Consider the following 16,379-nt stretch of genomic DNA (forward strand, 5'->3'; position numbering starts at 1 on the left):
GAGGATAAGTCGCGCGTCTGCCACACAAGTTTAGCGTCGCTGGCCGAACATCATCTGTCGCGCAAGCGCCGTTTTGAGCGGCGGCAGGAATTCGAGCGCGGTCAGCGCCAGCCCGCGCGCGGCGGCGAGCGGCGCGAAATCCACCGTAAAGATACGGGCGAGCGTATCTGTCGCGCCGATGGTGAAGCGCCGGTCGAGCGCGCGCCGCTGCGCAAAGTGCGCGAGCGCGAGCGGGCGCGGTCCGTCGGTCGAGAGGGCATCGCAGAGCGCCTGCGCGTCGCGCAGCCCGAGGTTCAGGCCCTGGCCCGCCACCGGATGCAGCGTCTGCGCCGCATTGCCGATAGCAACCGTGCGCCGGTCGACCAGCGCGTTGAGCGCCGTCAGCCCGAGCGGGTACGCCGCCCGCCCGACGATTCGCGTGAAGCGCCCCATGCGCGAGCCGAACGCGACGCCGAGTTCGGCGAGGAAGGCGTCGTCGTCTAGCTGCATGCGTCGCGCGGCTTCGTCGGGCGAGCAGCACCAGACGAGCGAATAGTCCGCGTGACGCTGGCCGCCGCAGGGCAAGAGCGCAATCGGGCCTTGGTTCGTGAAGCGTTCCCACGCGACGTTGGCTTGCGGGTCCGACACGCTCACCGTGCCGACGATGGCCGTCTGCCCGTAATCGCGTGCCCGGCGCTCCGTGGAGACTGCGACATCGCGCGGACCTTGCTGATAGAGCCCGCCTTCAGCGTTGACCAGCACGCGCACCCGGATCGTGCGCTCGACACCGCCCGATTGCAGCGGCAAGGTCACGCTTTCGTTGTCCTGCAAGGGCGGCAGGGCGGACGTATCGGTGAGCCAATCGACTTTCGTCGCGCGCACGGCCTTGGCAAGCGCGCCGACGAGCGAGCCGTAGCGCGCCACGTAACCCAGCTCCGGCAAGTCGTGTTCGTCGTGTTCGATCAGCGTGCGCCCGAAATGTCCACGCTGCGAGACGTGAATGCGGCGGATCGGCGTGACGTCGGCGGGAAAACCGAGCGGCTGGAGCATGACGCGGCTGCCGTGCGAAAGCGCCAGCGAGCGGGGATCGTTCGCCGCGGCTTCGGGCGTGCGCGCGTCGATCAGCGCGATGGACAGCCGCGAGGTCGCGCTGCGCCGCGCGAGCCAGCCGGCGAGCGCAAGCCCGACCGGACCCGCGCCGACGATGGCAATGTCGTAATCGAAATGCGGTTGCGTGGTGGCGTCGCTCATGTCGTCAGATTCAATGGCTGATGGATTCGCGCATGAGCGCCTCGATCTCGTCGGCGGCGACGGGGACTTCGCGCGTCAGCAACTCGCAGCCGCCGGGCGTGACGAGGGCGTCGTCTTCGATTCGGATGCCTGTGTTCCAGTAGCGCTCGGGCACGTCTTCGGCGGCGCGCACGTACAGGCCCGGCTCGATGGTCAGCACGTTCCCGGCAACGAGCGTACGCCAGGGACGCGCGCCTTGCTCGTCGCGCGGGCCGTCGGCTTCCCTATACTCGCCCGCGTCGTGCACATCCATGCCGAGCCAATGGCCGGTGCGGTGCATATAGAAGCGCGCATAGGCGCGTTCCGCGATGACATTCTCCACGCCGCCGAACTTCGCTTTGTCGAGAATGCCGGTGTCGAGCAGACCTTGCGACAGCACTTCGAGCGCGGCCTGATGGAGCGCGTCGAAGCTCACGCCGGCGCGCGTCGCGTCGATGGCGGCGGACTGCGCGGCGAGCACGATGTCATAGAGCTCGCGCTGCGCTGGCGTGAAACGGCCGCTTGCCGGGAACGTACGCGTGATGTCGGAGGCGTAGCCGTCGAGCTCGCATGCGGCGTCGATCAGGACGAGATCGCCGTCGCGCATGGTCGCATTGCCCGCCGGGTAATGCAGCACGCACGCATTCGCGCCTGTGGCCACGATGGAGCCGTACGCGGGCGCTTGCGCGCCGTGCCGCCGGAACGTATAGAGCAGTTCCGCTTCGAGTTCGTATTCGCGCATGCCGGGGCGGCAAGCATGCATCGCGCCGCGGTGCGCCTCGGCGGAGATGGATGCCGCGCGGCGCATGATCGCGATCTCGTGCGCGTCCTTCACCATCCGCATTTCGTCGATGATCGGCAACAGATGCTGCGCCCGCGTGGGTGCGCGCACGCCGCTGCGGCTTTGGGCGCGCACGGCGTCGATCCAGCCGCGAACCTTGGCGTCGAGTTCAGCCGATGTTCCGAGCGCGTAGAACAGCGCGGGCTGGTCGGCGAGAAGGCGCGGCATGTGGTCGTCGAGCGCGCCGATGGCAAAGGCGGCATCGAAACCGAACGCCTCGGCGGCAGCTTCGGGACCGTAGCGAAAGCCTTCCCATGTTTCGCGCTCGACATTTTTCTCGCGGCAGAACAGGATGGACGCAGGCTCGCCATCCCGCGCGCTCGCGTTCAGCACGAGCGTCGCCTCGGGCTCGCTGAAGCCCGTCAGGTAATAGAAGTAGCTGTCGTGGCGGAACGGGTAGTCCGTGTCGCGATTGCGCATGACTTCCGGCGCGGTCGAGAGGACGGCGAGGCCGCCGCCCTGCGCACGCAACTGCGCGAGCACGCGCTCGCGGCGGCTGCGGTAAACATCGACGGCGATCGGGCTGACATCTTCGATAAGTGAGTTCATGCGCCGATTGTAGCGCCGGCCTACAAGCTGCGCGAATAGGCCATTCGGCCTAGTGGTCACATGTCACACGGCGAGGCATACTCGCCCGGAAGCGGTCGAGCCTGCTGCCGCGCGCCTACTCTTCCGCCCGGTTGCGCACGCTGCCCGCCACGAGGTCGAAGCGGAACAGCCGGCATTCGAGCGCGCCGTTGAAAAGCGGCGTCTTGGTCGATTCCCGCAGCCGCAACATGCCGGGCAACTTGCGGTCGGACGTCAGCACATAGGCGCGCCAGCCGGGAAAGCGTTGCTTGAGCGCGTTGCCGAACGAGACGAAGAACTCGGTATCGGCGGGATCGGGCTGGGCGCGGGCGAATGCGTCGTCGTCCTCGCGGCGCGAGCGCGCCGTGTCGCGAATTTCGCCGCGCGGGCCGCGTCCGCGCACTTCGATGCGTTCGCCATACGGCGGATTCGCGACGAGGATGCCGGGCGCGTCGGTGGGCGGCGTCATGTTGCGGGCGTCCACCTGCTTGAGCGACAGTTCCGGCACGCCCGCGCGGCTCAGGTTCGCGCGCGCCTTGTCGAGCATGTCGCCGGAAATGTCGCTGCCGAAGATGTTGATGTCCTTCGCGTTGGCGCGCGCCGCGCGCTTGGCTTCCATCGCGGCGTTCTTGAGCTTTTGCCACATGCCCGGATGGAACGGCTTGAGTTTCTCGAAGCCGAACCGCCGCTCGCTGCCCGGCGCGATGTTGAGCGCGGTCTGCGCAGCTTCCGCGAGGAACGTGCCGCTGCCGCACATCGGATCGAAAAGCGGCGTGCCGGGCGTCCATCCGGTCAGGCGCAAAATGCCGGCGGCGAGATTTTCGCGAAGGGGCGCCGCGCCTTTATCGAGCCGCCAGCCGCGCTTGAAGAGCGGTTCGCCCGAGGTGTCGAGATAGAGCGTGCACTCGTTCATGGTGAGGAACGCGAACACGCGGACGTCGGGCTGCGCCGTATCGATGCTCGGGCGCGCGCCGCTCAGATCGCGCAGGCGGTCGCACACGGCGTCTTTCACGCGCAGCGTCGTGAATTCGAGGCTCTTGAGCGGCGACTTGATTGCCGTCAGGTCGACGCGCATGGTCTGGCTCGGCGTGAACCACTGTTCCCATCGCTGCCGATGCGTCAGTTCGTAGATATCGTGCTCGTTGCGATACGGACCGTGCGCGATCTTCAGCAACACGCGGCTCGCGATGCGCGAGTGCAGGTTCGCCGCCATTCCCGCGACCCAGCCGCCCCGGAAGTGCACGCCGCCCGGCACTTGCGCGCCGACCGTGAGCGGACCGCTTCCCGAGAGCGGCGCGGTGCTGACGTGTCGCTCCCCGATCTCGGCAAGCTCGGCGGCGAGCGGCGCTTCGAGACCGCGCGGGCAGGGGACAAACCAGTCGAAGAGAGGGGAGGACATGTGGGGCGCTTGCGGGGGTTCAAAGGCGGTATTGTACGCGGGCGAACTTCTAAAGGCTGCGCGCTAGAATCTGCCGCGGCGTCGTTTCCGCGCCGTGCCGGCCAGGCAGAGGGCAACGTTTCGTTTTGCTTCGGCACAGACGTTCAGTGAGTGCGGTGCGCTTTCATTCGCAACGTGTTAGTCCGAGCAAGCAGCCTAATGCACGCATTCGCCACCACATTCGAAAAATGGTCAACTGGGCTTATTTCCTGAGATCCGACAAAGCGACGCGTCTTGCCGTCGGCGTTGTCCAGGCGTTCGAAGAAGTTCATTCGTCGATTGCTTCGGGTACACATACCCTTCCGAGCAACGGCGTTCTGGCCTACGTTGCTGCGCCTTTTGCAGAACTCGGCTTCGCCGTCGAGGCAGGGAAAAAGCACGCGGACAAGATTCGCGTCCCCGTCTTATAGGGAAACAACGGACGAATCGCCAAGGCATTCGAAGCCGATGCTTATCACGCGGCCGAACGGTTCGTTGTCGAAGTCGAGGCCGGACGTGGAGTGGCCAACAACCAGTTCCTCAAAGGCCTCTTTCAAGCTTGCATGATGGACGACGTCGACTATCTGGCGATTGCAGTCCGAAACGTCTACATTGCCGCGGGCGTGACGAATCCGGACTTCGACCGCGTCGTCACGTTCTTCGATACCCTCTTTGCGAGCAACCGGATGCGGCTTCCTCTAAAGGGCATCTTGATCGTGGGCGATTGAACGTTGAGTGGCGTGACTTCACGCGCTCGTCCACGATTGGCGAACGAGCGCGGTTTTTCTCAATCGCCAACCCTCACTCCACCGCCTTCATCATCTCCTCGACGACCTTCTTCGCATCCCCGAACACCATCATCGTCTTGTCCATATAGAACAGTTCGTTATCGAGCCCGGCATAACCCGCCGCCATCGACCGCTTGTTCACGATGATCGTCCGTGCCTTGTACGCTTCCAGAATCGGCATGCCGGCAATCGGCGATTTCGGGTCCGTCTTCGCAGCCGGGTTCACTACGTCGTTGGCTCCGAGCACGAGCACCACGTCCGTCTGCCCGAATTCGCTGTTGATGTCCTCCATCTCCTGAACCATCTCGTACGGCACCTCGGCTTCCGCGAGCAGCACGTTCATGTGCCCCGGCATGCGCCCCGCGACCGGGTGAATCGCGTAACGCACGTCGATGCCTTTCTCGACCAGCTTGTCCGTCAGTTCCTTCAGCGCATGCTGCGCGCGCGCGACGGCGAGTCCATAACCCGGCACGATCACCACGCTTTCCGCGTTGCCGAGCATGAAGGCGGCGTCATCGGCGGAACCGGATTTCACCGGCCGCTGCTCCTGCGCGCCGCCCGCCGCCGCGCCGCCCGCTTCGCCGCCGAAGCCGCCCAGAATCACGTTGAAGAACGAGCGGTTCATGGCCTTGCACATGATGTACGAGAGAATCGCGCCGGACGATCCGACGAGCGAGCCCGCGATAATCAGCATCGGATTGTTGAGCGAGAAGCCGATGCCCGCCGCCGCCCAGCCGGAGTACGAATTGAGCATGGAGACGACGACCGGCATGTCCGCGCCGCCAATCGGAATGATGATGAGCACGCCGAGCGCGAACGCGATCAGCGTCATGATGACGAAGGGCAGCCACGACTGCGTCACCATGAAGATGATGCCGAAGCCGATCATCGCCACGGCGAGCAGCAAGTTAATCAGATGCTGTCCCGAGTACACCACCGGCGCGCCCTGAAAAAGCCTGAACTTGTACTTGCCCGAGAGCTTGCCGAACGCGATGACCGATCCCGAAAACGTAATCGCGCCGACGAACGTGCCGATGAATAACTCAACACGATTGCCATACGGAATCAGATAGCCCGGCGGCGCAAGCCCGAATGCGGACGGCTCCGACACCACCGCATACGCGATGCACACCGCCGCGAGACCGATCAGCGAGTGCATCGCCGCGACGAGCTCGGGCATCTTCGTCATCTCGACTTTGGCCGCGATATACGCGCCCGCCGCGCCGCCGATAATCAACGCCGCGAACAAGAGCGACAGCCCGAGCGAGAGATTGGACCCGAGATCAGCGGCCTGTTTCGCGATGAGCGCGAGCGTCGTAAAGATGGCGATAGCCATGCCCGCCATGCCGAACGTGTTGCCGATGCGCGCGGTCTTCGGATTCGACAGGCCCTTGAGCGCCTGAATGAAGCACACCGACGCGATCAGATACAGAAGAGTGACGACGTTCATGCTCATTTACGCGCCCTCCTTGCTGGTCAGCTTTCTCGGTTCCTTCTTCTTGAACATTTCGAGCATGCGCCGCGTGACGAGAAAGCCGCCGAACACGTTCACCGCGGCGAGCAGCACCGCGAGCGCGCCGAAGAACTTGCCCGTGCCGCCGACCGTGAGACCGACCGCGAGCATCGCGCCGACGATCACGATCGCCGAAATGGCGTTCGTCACGGCCATCAGCGGCGTGTGCAGCGCGGGCGTGACGTTCCAGACGACGTGATAGCCGACGTAGATCGCCAGCACGAAGATGATGAGGTTGATCACCGTATGGTTGATGACGTCCATGTTCTTCTCCGTGTCAGGCGGTCGCGCGGGCGAGCTGTCCGTCGCGGCACTGGAGCGTGGCCGCGACGATGTCGTCCGCGAGGTCGATGTTGAGCGTGCCTTCCTTCGTGAGGATCAGCTTCAGGAAGTCGAGCAGATTACGCGCGTAGAGCGCGGAGGCGTCGGCGGCGACCATCGAGGCCAGATTCGTGTGGCCGACGATATGGACGCCGTGCTTCATCACCACTTGGTCGACTTCGGTGAGCGGGCAATTGCCGCCTTTTCTGCCTTCGAACTCGGGTCCGCGTCCGGCGGCCAGATCAACGATCACCGAGCCGGGTTTCATGTGCTTCACCGTTTCCACGGAGATGAGCGTCGGCGCGGGACGGCCGGGAATCAGCGCCGTCGAAATGACGATATCGGCCGCCTTGGCACGTTCGTGCACGAGTGCCGACTGCCGCGCGAGCCAGCTCGGCGGCATGGGACGCGCGTAACCGCCGACGCCTTGCGCCGCGTCGCGTTCCTCGTCGGTCTCGAAGGGCACGTCGACGAATTTCGCGCCGAGCGACTCGATCTGCTCCTTCACCGCCGGCCGCACATCCGACGCTTCGACCACGGCGCCGAGGCGCTTCGCCGTCGCAATCGCCTGCAGGCCCGCGACGCCCGCGCCCAGCACGAGCACGCGCGCCGCCTTCACCGTGCCGGCGGCGGTCATGAGCATCGGCATGAATCGCTGGTAGTACTGGCAGGCCATCAGCACGGCCTTGTATCCGGCGATGTTCGCCTGCGACGAGAGCACGTCGAGGCTCTGCGCGCGCGTCGTGCGCGGCGCGGCTTCGAGCGCGAACGCGGTGATGTTCGCTGCTGCGAGCCGCGCGGTGTTCTCGGTGTTGAACGGATCGAGCATGCCGATGAGCACGGCGCCCGGCTTGATCGTCGCGAGTTCTTCGGCGGACGGTGACTGCACCTTGAGCACGATCTCGGCTGACAACGCGGTGGCGGCATCGACGATATCCGCGCCCGCTTGCGCGAACGCGTCGTCGATATAGCTTGCCGGCACGCCTGCGCCGCTTTGCACCGAAAGGCGGTGCCCTTGCGCGACGAGCTTTTTCACCGTCTCTGGCGTGGCGGCGACGCGCGCCTCGTTCGCCCGCGCCTCGGCAGGCACTCCGATATGCATGTTGAATCCTCCTGTCTTTTCTTTTCCTGCCCTCGCGCGCGGCCACGCACGAGGGAGAGACCAAGCCTGTTTTCGAGTTTCAGATGCTGACGGACGACTTTCCCAACTCTAACTGAAGAATATGCGCCCAAAATGCGATCCGGGGCGCGATCGCACTCCGCGCTAACCCTTAGGCCGCGCGCACGTGATCGGACGGGTGACGGTAAAATGTCGGCCATGAAATCAGATACTTGGGCTCCTCACGTTACGGTCGCGGCAGTCGTCGAGCAGGACGGGCGCTTCCTCGTCATCGAGGAACACACGTCCGCAGGGCTGCGAATCAACCAACCGGCCGGTCACCTCGAAGCGGGCGAAACGCTCGTCGAGGCGGTCGTTCGCGAGACGCTGGAAGAAACGGCGCATCGCTTCGAGCCCGAGGCGCTCGTCGGCGCGTACATGACGCACTTTCAGCGTCCCGGGCGCGATGTCACGTATCTGCGCTTCACGTTCTGCGGCAAGTCCGCGGGCGAAGTAGCGGGGCGCGCGCTGGACAAAGGCATCGTTCGCGCGATGTGGCTCACGCCCGACGAACTGCGCGCGACGGCCGCGCAGCATCGCACGCCGCTCGTCATGCAGTGCGTCGACGACTATCTGGCCGGGCGGCGCGTGCCACTCGATTTCATCCATACGCATTCGGTCGCGCCGGTGGTGCGCTCCTGACGCGCTCGCGCGCCAACAACGCGGTAATCCTATGAGCAAGCGAAGAGTAGTGGTGGGCATGTCGGGCGGCGTCGATTCGTCGGTGACGGCGTGGCTGCTGGAAGAGCAGGGCTACGACGTAGTCGGCCTGTTTATGAAGAACTGGGAAGACGACGACGACGGCGAGTACTGCTCGACGCGGCAGGACTGGATCGACGTCGTGTCGGTGGCCGACCTGATCGGCATCGACGTCGAGGCGGTCAACTTCGCCGCCGAATACAAGGACCGCGTGTTCGCCGAATTCTTGCGCGAGTACTCGGCCGGCCGCACGCCGAATCCGGACGTGCTGTGCAACGCGGAAATCAAGTTCAAGGCGTTCCTCGATCACGCGATGTCGCTCGGCGCGGAAACCATCGCGACCGGCCACTACGCCCGCGTGCGCGAACAGAATGGCCTTTTCCAATTGCTTAAGGCCACCGATTCGACGAAGGACCAGTCGTACTTCCTGCATCGGCTGAATCAGCAGCAGCTTTCGAAGACGCTCTTCCCGCTCGGCGAAATTCCGAAGACGAAGGTGCGGGAAATCGCCGCGCAGATCGGCCTGCCGAACGCGAAGAAGAAAGATTCGACCGGCATCTGTTTCATCGGCGAACGGCCGTTTCGCGACTTCCTGAACCGCTATCTGCCGACGCAACCCGGCCCGATGAAGACGGCCGAAGGGAAAATCGTCGGCGAGCACATCGGGCTCGCGTTCTATACGTTTGGGCAGCGCAAAGGCATTGGCATCGGCGGCGCGAAGGACGGCAGCGGCGAGCCGTGGTTCGTCGCGGGCAAGGACATGGCGAGCAACACGCTCTATGTCGTGCAGGGCCACGACCATCCGTGGCTTCTGTCGCAGACGCTCGTCGCGGGGAACACGAGCTGGGTCGCGGGTTTCGCGCCCGAGGACGGCACGGCGTGCGCGGCGAAGACACGGTATCGGCAGCAGGACGCCGCGTGCCGCTTCGCCGCGGCGGACGACGGTCGTTTCCAGTTGAACTTCGATGAAGCGCAGTGGGCGGTGACGCCGGGACAGTCGGCGGTGCTGTATCAGGGCGACGTGTGTCTCGGCGGCGGGATCATCGAGCGCGCGGCGGTGGACGTGGGATCGCACGCGCCGCGCGCGGTGGCGGCTGCCGCAAGCTGACGATGCGCGCCCCGGACGCGAGTGTTCCGGGGCGCGCATCGGTAGCCGCCTGCTATCGTTCCGATAAAAAGTCATTTGATACAATCGCTTGACTCTCTACCTATCGATAGATAAAGTGAGCGCACTGGATCAACGGTGAATCACGCGATGGATAAGAACACGGTACGCGAGGCGCTGCTCGATCACGCGCAGACGGTCATGATGAAGCGCGGCTACAACGGCTTCAGCTATCGGGACTTGTCGGAACTCGTCGGCGTGAAGACGTCGAGCATCCACTACTACTTCCCGACGAAGGAAGATCTCGCGCTCGAAGCGGTGAATGCCTACAGCGCGGACGTCATGTCCTCGGTCTATGCCATCGACAGTTCGGCCTCTGCCGACAAGAAGCTCGACCGCTACACGAAGCTCTTTGGACGCATCATCGGCGACGGAACCCAAGTCTGCCTCTGCGGCATGCTGGCGGCGGACATCGAATCGTTGCCAGAGAAAGTGCGGCATGCCATTCAGGCGTTCTTTCGCGCCAACGAAAACTGGCTGGCGAAGGTTCTCGCAGAAGGCGAGGCGCAGGATACGCTCGATGCCGGAGGCAAGCCCGAAGCGGCGGCGCGCGCGCTCTATGCCGCGTTTCAGGGCAGTCTGCTCGCGTGCCGGTTGTTTCAGACGCGGGCACGTCTGGACGAAGTCGCTGCAACGGTGCGGCGGTAGATAACCCTGTGGATAAGTCTGTGAAAAACCCGTTTTCCCTCATGCGTTTGTCTATCGTCCGATAGGTAGATTTTGGCGGGACTCATCTCGGTCTAAAGAAGGGGCACCTTCGCGACCCTTAAGTGGCGCACTCCCTCTAGGGTGGAGTTAGCCGCGCTGTGGGCGCGCACCACATAAACCGAGCGATTCCGTTGATTTATCTATCTAGTAGTAGATAACCATCAAACTTACGTTTCCTTTTTACCGACCCGGAGCACACCATGAAAAAGCTGAAAGCCACGTTCATCGCAACCGTCGTTGCAACCGCCGTCCTGTCGCATGCCGCAGCCGACGCCGCGCCGGTGCTCGAACCGACGACGCAGCAGTTCATCGACACGCTCACCGCGAAGAACGGCCCGCCGATCTACACGCTTTCTCCCGCAGACGCGCGCAACGTGCTCGCAGGCGCGCAAGCGCAGCCGGTGAATAAGGAAGCCGCGAAGATCGAGGACCGCGTGATCGAAGCCGGTCCGACGGGAAAGACCGCGCTGCGCATCGTCCGGCCGGCGCATGCGAAGGGCCCGTTGCCGGTCGTCATGTATTTCCACGGCGGCGGCTGGGTGCTCGGCGACATGAACACGCACGACCGGCTGGTGCGCGAAATCGCGAACGGCGCAGAGGCGGAAGTCGTGTTCGTCGACTACGACCGCTCGCCCGAGACGAAGTACCCGGTGCCGATCGAGGAAGCGTACGCGGCGACGCGCTACGTCGCGGAACACGCCCGCGACTTCAATGTCGATGCGTCGCGCATGGCGGTGGCCGGCGACAGCGTCGGCGGCAACATGGCCGCGGCCCTGACGCTGCTCGCGAAGGAGCGGGGCGGCCCGGCACTGCGCGCGCAAGTGCTGTTCTATCCGGTGACGGACGCCAATTTCGACGACGGCTCGTACAACACGTTCGCCAACGGCCCGTGGCTCACGCGCGACGCGATGAAGTGGTTCTGGGACGCCTACGCGCCGAACGCGTCGGATCGCGCCAAGATCACGGCGTCGCCGCTGCGCGCAAGCATCGATGAATTGAAGGGATTGCCGCCGGCGCTCGTCATCACCGACGAGAACGACGTGTTGCGCGATGAAGGCGAAGCCTACGCGCGCAAGCTGACCGAAGCCGGTGTACCGGTGACGTCGGTCCGCTACAACGGCACGATCCACGATTTCGTGATGCTGAACGCGCTGGCCGGGACGCCCGCCACGCGCGCCGCAATCGCGCAGGCCAACGCAACGCTCAAGGCCGCGCTGAAGAAGTAATGCGCGGATGCCGGCCCGCTCCCGCCGTGCGCGGGAGCGCGGCGCTCAGCGCGGCTCGGTATCGATGAACGATTGCCGTTGCGCGAGCCGCGCGTAGAACTTGTCGAGCGCCGGGTGCGCCTCGCGCCAGTCGAGGTCCGGCATGCGGAAGTCGAGATAGCCGAGCGCGCAGCCGCACGCGATATCGGCGAGCGTGAAGCGGTTCGCGGAGCACCATTGTTTCGTGTCGAGACCACGCGCCATCGCGCGCAGACCGTCCTCGATCTTGTGCCGCTGCCGCGCGATCCACATCTCGCTGCGCTGAGGTTCGTCGCGCAGCACGCCTTCGAGGCGAATCAGGACGGCGGCGTCGAGCATGCCGTCCGCGAGCGCTTCCCAGCAGCGCACTTCGGTTCGCTCGCGCCGTTCCTGCGGCAGCAGCTTGCCAACCGGCGTCAGCGTGTCCACGTATTCGCAGATCACGCGCGAATCGAACACCGCTTCGCCGCCGTCCAGAATCAGGCACGGTACTTTGCCGAGCGGGTTGAAATCGTGGATCTTGGAATCGGATGCCCAGACATCTTCGAGCACCAGTTCGCAGTCGATCTTCTTTTCCGCCATCACGATCCGCACCTTGCGGACGAATGGACTCGTGTGCGAACCGATCAGTTTCATCATCTATTCTTCGCGTTCGTTTCGGATAAAGCGGAGGTCGATCTTAACCGGGCGCGCACGAGCCAACCGCATTTTCGAGATGCGGCGCGGAGCGGTGTCGTCTGGCGACAACATGCCGTTGCGGCCAGACGCTCAGTGCTGCTCATCAGCAGACAAAACCGGGCGTGAAGCAGACGGAAACATCGGGTTCCTATGCGTTCGGCGCATGCAACGCGTCAGAGTTACTGCGCGCTGGCAGTCGTCGCGCCATTCGACGCGGGGCACGGCAATACCGGCGCGGGCCGCGCGTTGGCTGCCGCCTTGGCCCTGGCGGACGATGGCGCCGCGACGGCGGGCGGCAGCGCAGCAAGACTTCGCACGCCTGCCGAAATCGCCGTGGCGAGCGCATTTACCGCTTTGCGATGCCCGTCGACCAGCGCGCCATAGCCTTCGCCGACAGTCTGGTCCGCGACCGTGCGACAGGTCATGACCGTCTGCGAACCGGCGGCGCGCACGCTCCAGACCGCATCGAGCACGGCCTGTGAGCCCGGCCACGACTCGAACCGCTGCACCTTCACCGTCACGCGATACACCGGCGCTGATTCCGGATACGGCGTGCCGTAGACATCGATCGCATTCAACTGCTGTGAGAGATCGCTCGACAGCGCGCGCCGCACTTCGTCGCCCGGAAGCGAGGCCCAGCGTTCCTGTTCCAGCACGCTCACCTGCGCGGGACTTGTCTGCACGACCAGCTGGTTGCGCGAGACCTGCTCGGGCATGTCCACCGGCGCGAGCTGGAAATAGAACGCCGCCGCCGACGACGACACCGCAGCCGGCGACTGCGCCGCGCCGCCCAGGGTATAGAACCGGCTCGACGGCGAGGACGCGCACGCGCACAGCGCGCCCGCCGCGCCTACAGTCAACAACAACGCGCCGAACCTCATGGTTTGTCCTCCGGTTTGCCGCGCAACAGCGATTCCGGATGACGTTCCAGATAATCAGCCAGCGCATTGAGCGATTGAAGCGTCCGCGTGAGTTCCTGCATCGCCTGATGCACGTCGGACTGAAGCGGCGAGTCTTGCTGAAGCGTCGATTGCGCCGCGCCGAAGGTTTTCTTCGCCTGCGTGAGCGTGTCGCGCATTTCCGGCATGATTTCCTTGTTGAGCTGGTCGAAGAGCGTATTGGCGTTCTTCAGCGAGCCGTTGAGATTCGTGCCGATCTGGTCGAACGGAATCTTGTCCAGCTTGCGCGCGATGTCGGCAATCTGCAGTTGCAGCTCGTCGAGCGTGTTCGGCACCGTCGGCAGTTCGATCGGATCGCCCGCCACGTTCACCTTCGCGGGCGCGGCCTTCGGGAAGAAGTCGAGCGCGACGTAAAGCTGGCTCGTCAGCAGATTGCCGGTGCGCAACTGTCCGCGCAGGCCGCGCTTGACGAGCAGCTCCAGCATGTCGTGGCTCTGCTCCGTTCCCTGCTCGGGCAGCGCGGCTTTCGCGCGGCGGCCGAGCCGGTCCGGATACAGGTCGATGGTCACAGGCATCATGAACGAATGCGTCTGCTGGTCGTAGCGCACGCCGATGCCCGTCACCTGCCCGAGCACGATGCCGCGGAAATCGACCGGCGCGCCCACCGACAAGCCGCGCAACGACTGATTGAAGTTCATCACCACATGCACCGGATCGCCGTCGGGGTCGCGCATCGCGTCGGCCTGATCGGAGGCGAGGCGGAAGGTTGCGTTCTCCTTCGCTTGCGCGCCGGCTTGCTGATTCGGCGGCGTCTGAAACGCGATGCCGCCCAGCACCACCGTGGCGAGCGACTGCGTGTTGAGCGTGAAACCGCTCGAATCCAGCCGCAGATCGACGCCGCTCGCGTGCCACCAGCGCGAGTTCGTGCCGACGTACTGGTCATACGGCGCGTTCACGAAAACCTGCATGGTGACGCCGGTGCCGTCCTTGTCGAGCGAGAACGCCGTGACCTGACCGACCTGAACGCGGCGGTAATACACCGGCGAGCCGATATCCAGCGAGCCGAGCGATTCGCCGTGCAGCGTGAAGGTGTGTCCTTTCTGGTCGCCGGTGACGGCAGGCGGCGTCTCCAGACCGACGAAGTAGCTCTGATCCTCGGTTGATTTTCCGGCGTCCGCGCCGATGTACGCGCCTGAGAGCAGCGTGGAAAGGCCGGTGACGCCGCTTGCCGCCACGCGCGGCCGCACGACCCAGAAGCGCGTGTCCTTCACGGCGAAATCGGTGGCTTCCTTCGTGAGCTGGACATCGACGAGCACGCGCGAATGGTCCTTCGAAAGCGTGATGGTCTTGACCGTGCCGATGTCCACGTCCTTGAACTTGACCTTCGTCTTGCCGGGCTCGAGGCCCTCGGCGCTCACGAAACTGATGGTCACGGTCGGACCGCGGCTCGACACCGTCTTCACGACCAGAAACACGCCGATTAGCGCCGCGACGATCGGAATGACCCACACGAGCGACGGCAGCCAGCGGCTGCGCGGCTCGATCACCGGCTCGGGCAGTCTCGGCGGCAGTCCGCCGCCGCTCGTTTCCTCGGGAGTCTCAGCAACATCCGGCCCATTCGGACCTTGGGCACTAGTCATATTTCTTTCCTGACGGTTCTATGTTGTCCCATATCAGACGTGGGTCGAACTGCATCGAGGCGAGCATCGTCAGGACGACGACGGACGCGAACGCGAGCGCGGCCGGCCCCGCCGTGATGACCGCGACTGACTTGAAGCGCACGAGCGCGACGGTGAGCGTGACGACGAAGATATCGAGCATCGACCATCGGCCGATGCCTTCGACGATGCGATAGAGCGTCGTTCGCTGACGCGGCCGCCACGTCGAGCGCCGCTGCACGCTCACGAGCAGAAATGCGAGCGAAAGCAGCTTCAGCATCGGCACGAGAATGCTCGCCACGAAAATAACCACGGCGAGCGGATAGTCGCCATCGTTCCAGAACAACGCGACGCCGCTCATGATGGTGTCGTCTTCCGCGCCGAGAATCGACGACGTGTGCAGCATCGGATAGACGTTCGCGGGAATATAGAGGATCGCCGCGCTGATGAGGAGCGCCCACGTCCGCGCGATGCTGTCCGGATTGCGCCGGTGCACGGCCGCGCCGCAGCGCGTGCAGCGCTGCTTTTCGACCGTGCGCGCGAGCGGCTGCACGAGGCCGCAGGCGTGGCACCCGACAACGCGCTCGCGCGAGGCCGTCGTGAAGAGCGTGGGCGGTTCGGCGCCGGGCCCGGGCGAGTCGGTGTTGCGCGGAGCGTCGGTCACGATTTCTGCCTCGCGGGCGGCGCGACGGCCGCACGTCCGCGCCGCGGAAGCTCGCCCGCGATATCCCAGAGCGAGCGAGGATCGAAACTGACGACGACCGCCACCATCAGCGTGAGCGCGCCGAACGCGAAGAGCGCGGCCTCGGGAATCACGCGCGCGACGCTCAGCATCTTCACGAGCGTGACGAGCACGCCGAGCATGAACACTTCGATCATGCCCCACGGCCGCACGAACTGAATCGCGCGCAGCGTGACGTCAAAACCCGGCGGCACATAACCGGCGCGCACGGGCATCAGCACGTAGAGCAGCGCGGTCAGTTCGCAAAGCGGAAACAGGATGGTCGCGCAAAACACGAGCACCGCGACGAACTCCATGTGCTCGCCCCACAGCGCGATGATCGCGCCGATGAGCGTCGTCTGCGAGGTGATGCCGTTCGCGTCGAGTTCGACGATGGGAAACGCCTGCGCGATGACGAAGGTGATGAGCGCGGCAAGCGTCGTCGCGCAGATGCGGTCGAGGTTGGATGTCATGCCGCGGTAGAGTCGCGTGCCGCAGCGCGGACAGTTCGCGCTGCTATGTTCTGGCAGCGCGCGCTTCCTGAAGAGCGCGTCGCATTCGTGACATGCGATCAGTTCTTCTGAATCGTTCACATTCATAGTCGATGCCGGGCCTTCTCATGCGTGGTCGTGGGGCGCCGCAAGATCGGCCCGGGCAGTAAGAGCAAGTCCCGGGCCAGCGCGCACGGTAGCAGCATGGTATCAAACACCGATGACGCGCGACGATACGGCAGGCGCGAGGCAAGTCAGACCC

At 64.8% G+C, this 16,379-nt stretch carries 17 protein-coding genes; 6 read left to right on the forward strand and 11 right to left on the reverse strand.

Going from position 1 to position 16,379, the window contains the following annotated elements; all coding sequences use genetic code 11:
- Nucleotides 1–30 precede the first annotated feature (30 nt).
- The 3 genes from NCR37_RS01890 to NCR37_RS01900 form a co-directional block, all read right to left on the reverse strand.
- Entirely contained in the window at nt 31–1,230 is a 1,200-nt protein-coding gene (locus NCR37_RS01890; RefSeq protein ID WP_250471256.1) for a UbiH/UbiF/VisC/COQ6 family ubiquinone biosynthesis hydroxylase, read from the reverse strand.
- 10 nt (nt 1,231–1,240) lie between these two features.
- Nucleotides 1,241–2,638, reverse strand: a complete 1,398-nt coding sequence (locus NCR37_RS01895; RefSeq protein ID WP_250471257.1) for an aminopeptidase P N-terminal domain-containing protein — start codon at nt 2,636–2,638, stop codon at nt 1,241–1,243.
- A 115-nt stretch (nt 2,639–2,753) separates the two neighbouring features.
- A complete protein-coding gene (locus NCR37_RS01900; RefSeq protein ID WP_250471258.1) occupies nt 2,754–4,055 on the reverse strand; it encodes a THUMP domain-containing class I SAM-dependent RNA methyltransferase in 1,302 nt (433 codons plus the stop codon).
- Between the two features lie 146 nt (nt 4,056–4,201).
- Between NCR37_RS01900 and NCR37_RS01905 the strand changes: the two genes are divergently transcribed.
- Nucleotides 4,202–4,504 carry a hypothetical protein gene (locus tag NCR37_RS01905; protein WP_250471259.1) on the forward strand — a complete coding sequence of 101 codons (303 nt, stop codon included), beginning with the start codon at nt 4,202–4,204 and terminating at the stop codon, nt 4,502–4,504.
- 132 nt (nt 4,505–4,636) lie between these two features.
- Nucleotides 4,637–4,801, forward strand: coding sequence for a hypothetical protein (locus tag NCR37_RS01910; protein WP_250471260.1), 165 nt, complete (start codon nt 4,637–4,639; stop codon nt 4,799–4,801).
- 73 nt (nt 4,802–4,874) lie between these two features.
- On the opposite strand, the gene NCR37_RS01915 is transcribed toward NCR37_RS01910, so the two are convergent.
- Genes NCR37_RS01915 through NCR37_RS01925 form a run of 3 tightly spaced genes read right to left on the reverse strand, consistent with a single transcriptional unit; the run spans nt 4,875 to nt 7,797 of the window.
- Nucleotides 4,875–6,317: an NAD(P)(+) transhydrogenase (Re/Si-specific) subunit beta gene (locus NCR37_RS01915; RefSeq protein WP_250471261.1), complete on the reverse strand. Its 1,443-nt coding sequence runs from the start codon at nt 6,315–6,317 to the stop codon at nt 4,875–4,877.
- The gene (locus NCR37_RS01920) at nt 6,318–6,638 is read right to left on the reverse strand and encodes an NAD(P) transhydrogenase subunit alpha part 2 (protein WP_175939459.1); all 321 of its coding nucleotides are present in this window, start codon (nt 6,636–6,638) and stop codon (nt 6,318–6,320) included.
- A gap of 13 nt (nt 6,639–6,651) precedes the next feature.
- Nucleotides 6,652–7,797 carry a Re/Si-specific NAD(P)(+) transhydrogenase subunit alpha gene (locus tag NCR37_RS01925; RefSeq protein ID WP_250471262.1) on the reverse strand — a complete coding sequence of 382 codons (1,146 nt, stop codon included), beginning with the start codon at nt 7,795–7,797 and terminating at the stop codon, nt 6,652–6,654.
- Between the two features lie 216 nt (nt 7,798–8,013).
- Between NCR37_RS01925 and NCR37_RS01930 the strand changes: the two genes are divergently transcribed.
- From NCR37_RS01930 to NCR37_RS01945, 4 genes are all read left to right on the forward strand, one after another.
- Complete coding sequence (locus tag NCR37_RS01930; RefSeq protein WP_250471263.1) at nt 8,014–8,496, forward strand: NUDIX hydrolase; 483 nt, start codon at nt 8,014–8,016, stop codon at nt 8,494–8,496.
- Nucleotides 8,497–8,527: 31 nt separating this feature from the next.
- The gene (gene mnmA / locus NCR37_RS01935; RefSeq protein WP_250471264.1) at nt 8,528–9,661 is read left to right on the forward strand and encodes a tRNA 2-thiouridine(34) synthase MnmA; all 1,134 of its coding nucleotides are present in this window, start codon (nt 8,528–8,530) and stop codon (nt 9,659–9,661) included.
- A 147-nt stretch (nt 9,662–9,808) separates the two neighbouring features.
- On the forward strand, nt 9,809–10,366 hold the full coding sequence (locus NCR37_RS01940; RefSeq protein WP_248321192.1) for a TetR/AcrR family transcriptional regulator: 558 nt from the start codon (nt 9,809–9,811) through the stop codon (nt 10,364–10,366).
- A 260-nt stretch (nt 10,367–10,626) separates the two neighbouring features.
- Nucleotides 10,627–11,652, forward strand: coding sequence for an alpha/beta hydrolase (locus tag NCR37_RS01945; RefSeq protein WP_250471265.1), 1,026 nt, complete (start codon nt 10,627–10,629; stop codon nt 11,650–11,652).
- A gap of 45 nt (nt 11,653–11,697) precedes the next feature.
- On the opposite strand, the gene NCR37_RS01950 is transcribed toward NCR37_RS01945, so the two are convergent.
- The 5 genes from NCR37_RS01950 to NCR37_RS01970 all read right to left on the reverse strand — a co-directional run bounded on the left by NCR37_RS01950 (nt 11,698) and on the right by NCR37_RS01970 (nt 16,225).
- Nucleotides 11,698–12,309 carry a glutathione S-transferase gene (locus NCR37_RS01950; RefSeq protein WP_250471266.1) on the reverse strand — a complete coding sequence of 204 codons (612 nt, stop codon included), beginning with the start codon at nt 12,307–12,309 and terminating at the stop codon, nt 11,698–11,700.
- A gap of 218 nt (nt 12,310–12,527) precedes the next feature.
- Nucleotides 12,528–13,229 (reverse strand): PqiC family protein, encoded by a 702-nt coding sequence (locus tag NCR37_RS01955; RefSeq protein ID WP_250471267.1) that lies wholly within the window; start codon nt 13,227–13,229, stop codon nt 12,528–12,530.
- Nucleotides 13,226–14,887, reverse strand: a complete 1,662-nt coding sequence (locus NCR37_RS01960; RefSeq protein ID WP_250471269.1) for a PqiB family protein — start codon at nt 14,885–14,887, stop codon at nt 13,226–13,228. Before NCR37_RS01960 ends, NCR37_RS01955 begins: the two co-directional genes overlap by 4 nt.
- Nucleotides 14,880–15,569, reverse strand: a complete 690-nt coding sequence (locus tag NCR37_RS01965; protein ID WP_250471270.1) for a paraquat-inducible protein A — start codon at nt 15,567–15,569, stop codon at nt 14,880–14,882. Before NCR37_RS01965 ends, NCR37_RS01960 begins: the two co-directional genes overlap by 8 nt.
- Complete coding sequence (locus NCR37_RS01970; RefSeq protein WP_250471271.1) at nt 15,566–16,225, reverse strand: paraquat-inducible protein A; 660 nt, start codon at nt 16,223–16,225, stop codon at nt 15,566–15,568. The genes NCR37_RS01965 and NCR37_RS01970 overlap by 4 nt, the downstream gene beginning before the upstream one ends.
- Nucleotides 16,226–16,379 lie beyond the last annotated feature (154 nt).

Source organism: Caballeronia sp. GAFFF1, assembly GCF_023630705.1.
In the GTDB taxonomy this organism is placed as follows: domain Bacteria; phylum Pseudomonadota; class Gammaproteobacteria; order Burkholderiales; family Burkholderiaceae; genus Caballeronia.

Excerpts from the sequence above, each read along its gene's own strand:
- NCR37_RS01890 (WP_250471256.1), bottom strand. The coding sequence starts at position 1,230 with ATGAGCGACGCCACCACGCAACCGCATTTCGATTACGACATTGCCATC.
- NCR37_RS01895 (WP_250471257.1), bottom strand. The coding sequence starts at position 2,638 with ATGAACTCACTTATCGAAGATGTCAGCCCGATCGCCGTCGATGTTTAC.
- NCR37_RS01900 (WP_250471258.1), bottom strand. The coding sequence starts at position 4,055 with ATGTCCTCCCCTCTCTTCGACTGGTTTGTCCCCTGCCCGCGCGGTCTC.
- NCR37_RS01910 (WP_250471260.1), top strand. The coding sequence starts at position 4,637 with ATGATGGACGACGTCGACTATCTGGCGATTGCAGTCCGAAACGTCTAC.
- NCR37_RS01915 (WP_250471261.1), bottom strand. The coding sequence starts at position 6,317 with ATGAGCATGAACGTCGTCACTCTTCTGTATCTGATCGCGTCGGTGTGC.
- NCR37_RS01920 (WP_175939459.1), bottom strand. The coding sequence starts at position 6,638 with ATGGACGTCATCAACCATACGGTGATCAACCTCATCATCTTCGTGCTG.
- NCR37_RS01925 (WP_250471262.1), bottom strand. The coding sequence starts at position 7,797 with ATGCATATCGGAGTGCCTGCCGAGGCGCGGGCGAACGAGGCGCGCGTC.
- NCR37_RS01930 (WP_250471263.1), top strand. The coding sequence starts at position 8,014 with ATGAAATCAGATACTTGGGCTCCTCACGTTACGGTCGCGGCAGTCGTC.
- mnmA (WP_250471264.1), top strand. The coding sequence starts at position 8,528 with ATGAGCAAGCGAAGAGTAGTGGTGGGCATGTCGGGCGGCGTCGATTCG.
- NCR37_RS01940 (WP_248321192.1), top strand. The coding sequence starts at position 9,809 with ATGGATAAGAACACGGTACGCGAGGCGCTGCTCGATCACGCGCAGACG.
- NCR37_RS01945 (WP_250471265.1), top strand. The coding sequence starts at position 10,627 with ATGAAAAAGCTGAAAGCCACGTTCATCGCAACCGTCGTTGCAACCGCC.
- NCR37_RS01950 (WP_250471266.1), bottom strand. The coding sequence starts at position 12,309 with ATGATGAAACTGATCGGTTCGCACACGAGTCCATTCGTCCGCAAGGTG.
- NCR37_RS01955 (WP_250471267.1), bottom strand. The coding sequence starts at position 13,229 with ATGAGGTTCGGCGCGTTGTTGTTGACTGTAGGCGCGGCGGGCGCGCTG.
- NCR37_RS01960 (WP_250471269.1), bottom strand. The coding sequence starts at position 14,887 with ATGACTAGTGCCCAAGGTCCGAATGGGCCGGATGTTGCTGAGACTCCC.
- NCR37_RS01970 (WP_250471271.1), bottom strand. The coding sequence starts at position 16,225 with ATGAATGTGAACGATTCAGAAGAACTGATCGCATGTCACGAATGCGAC.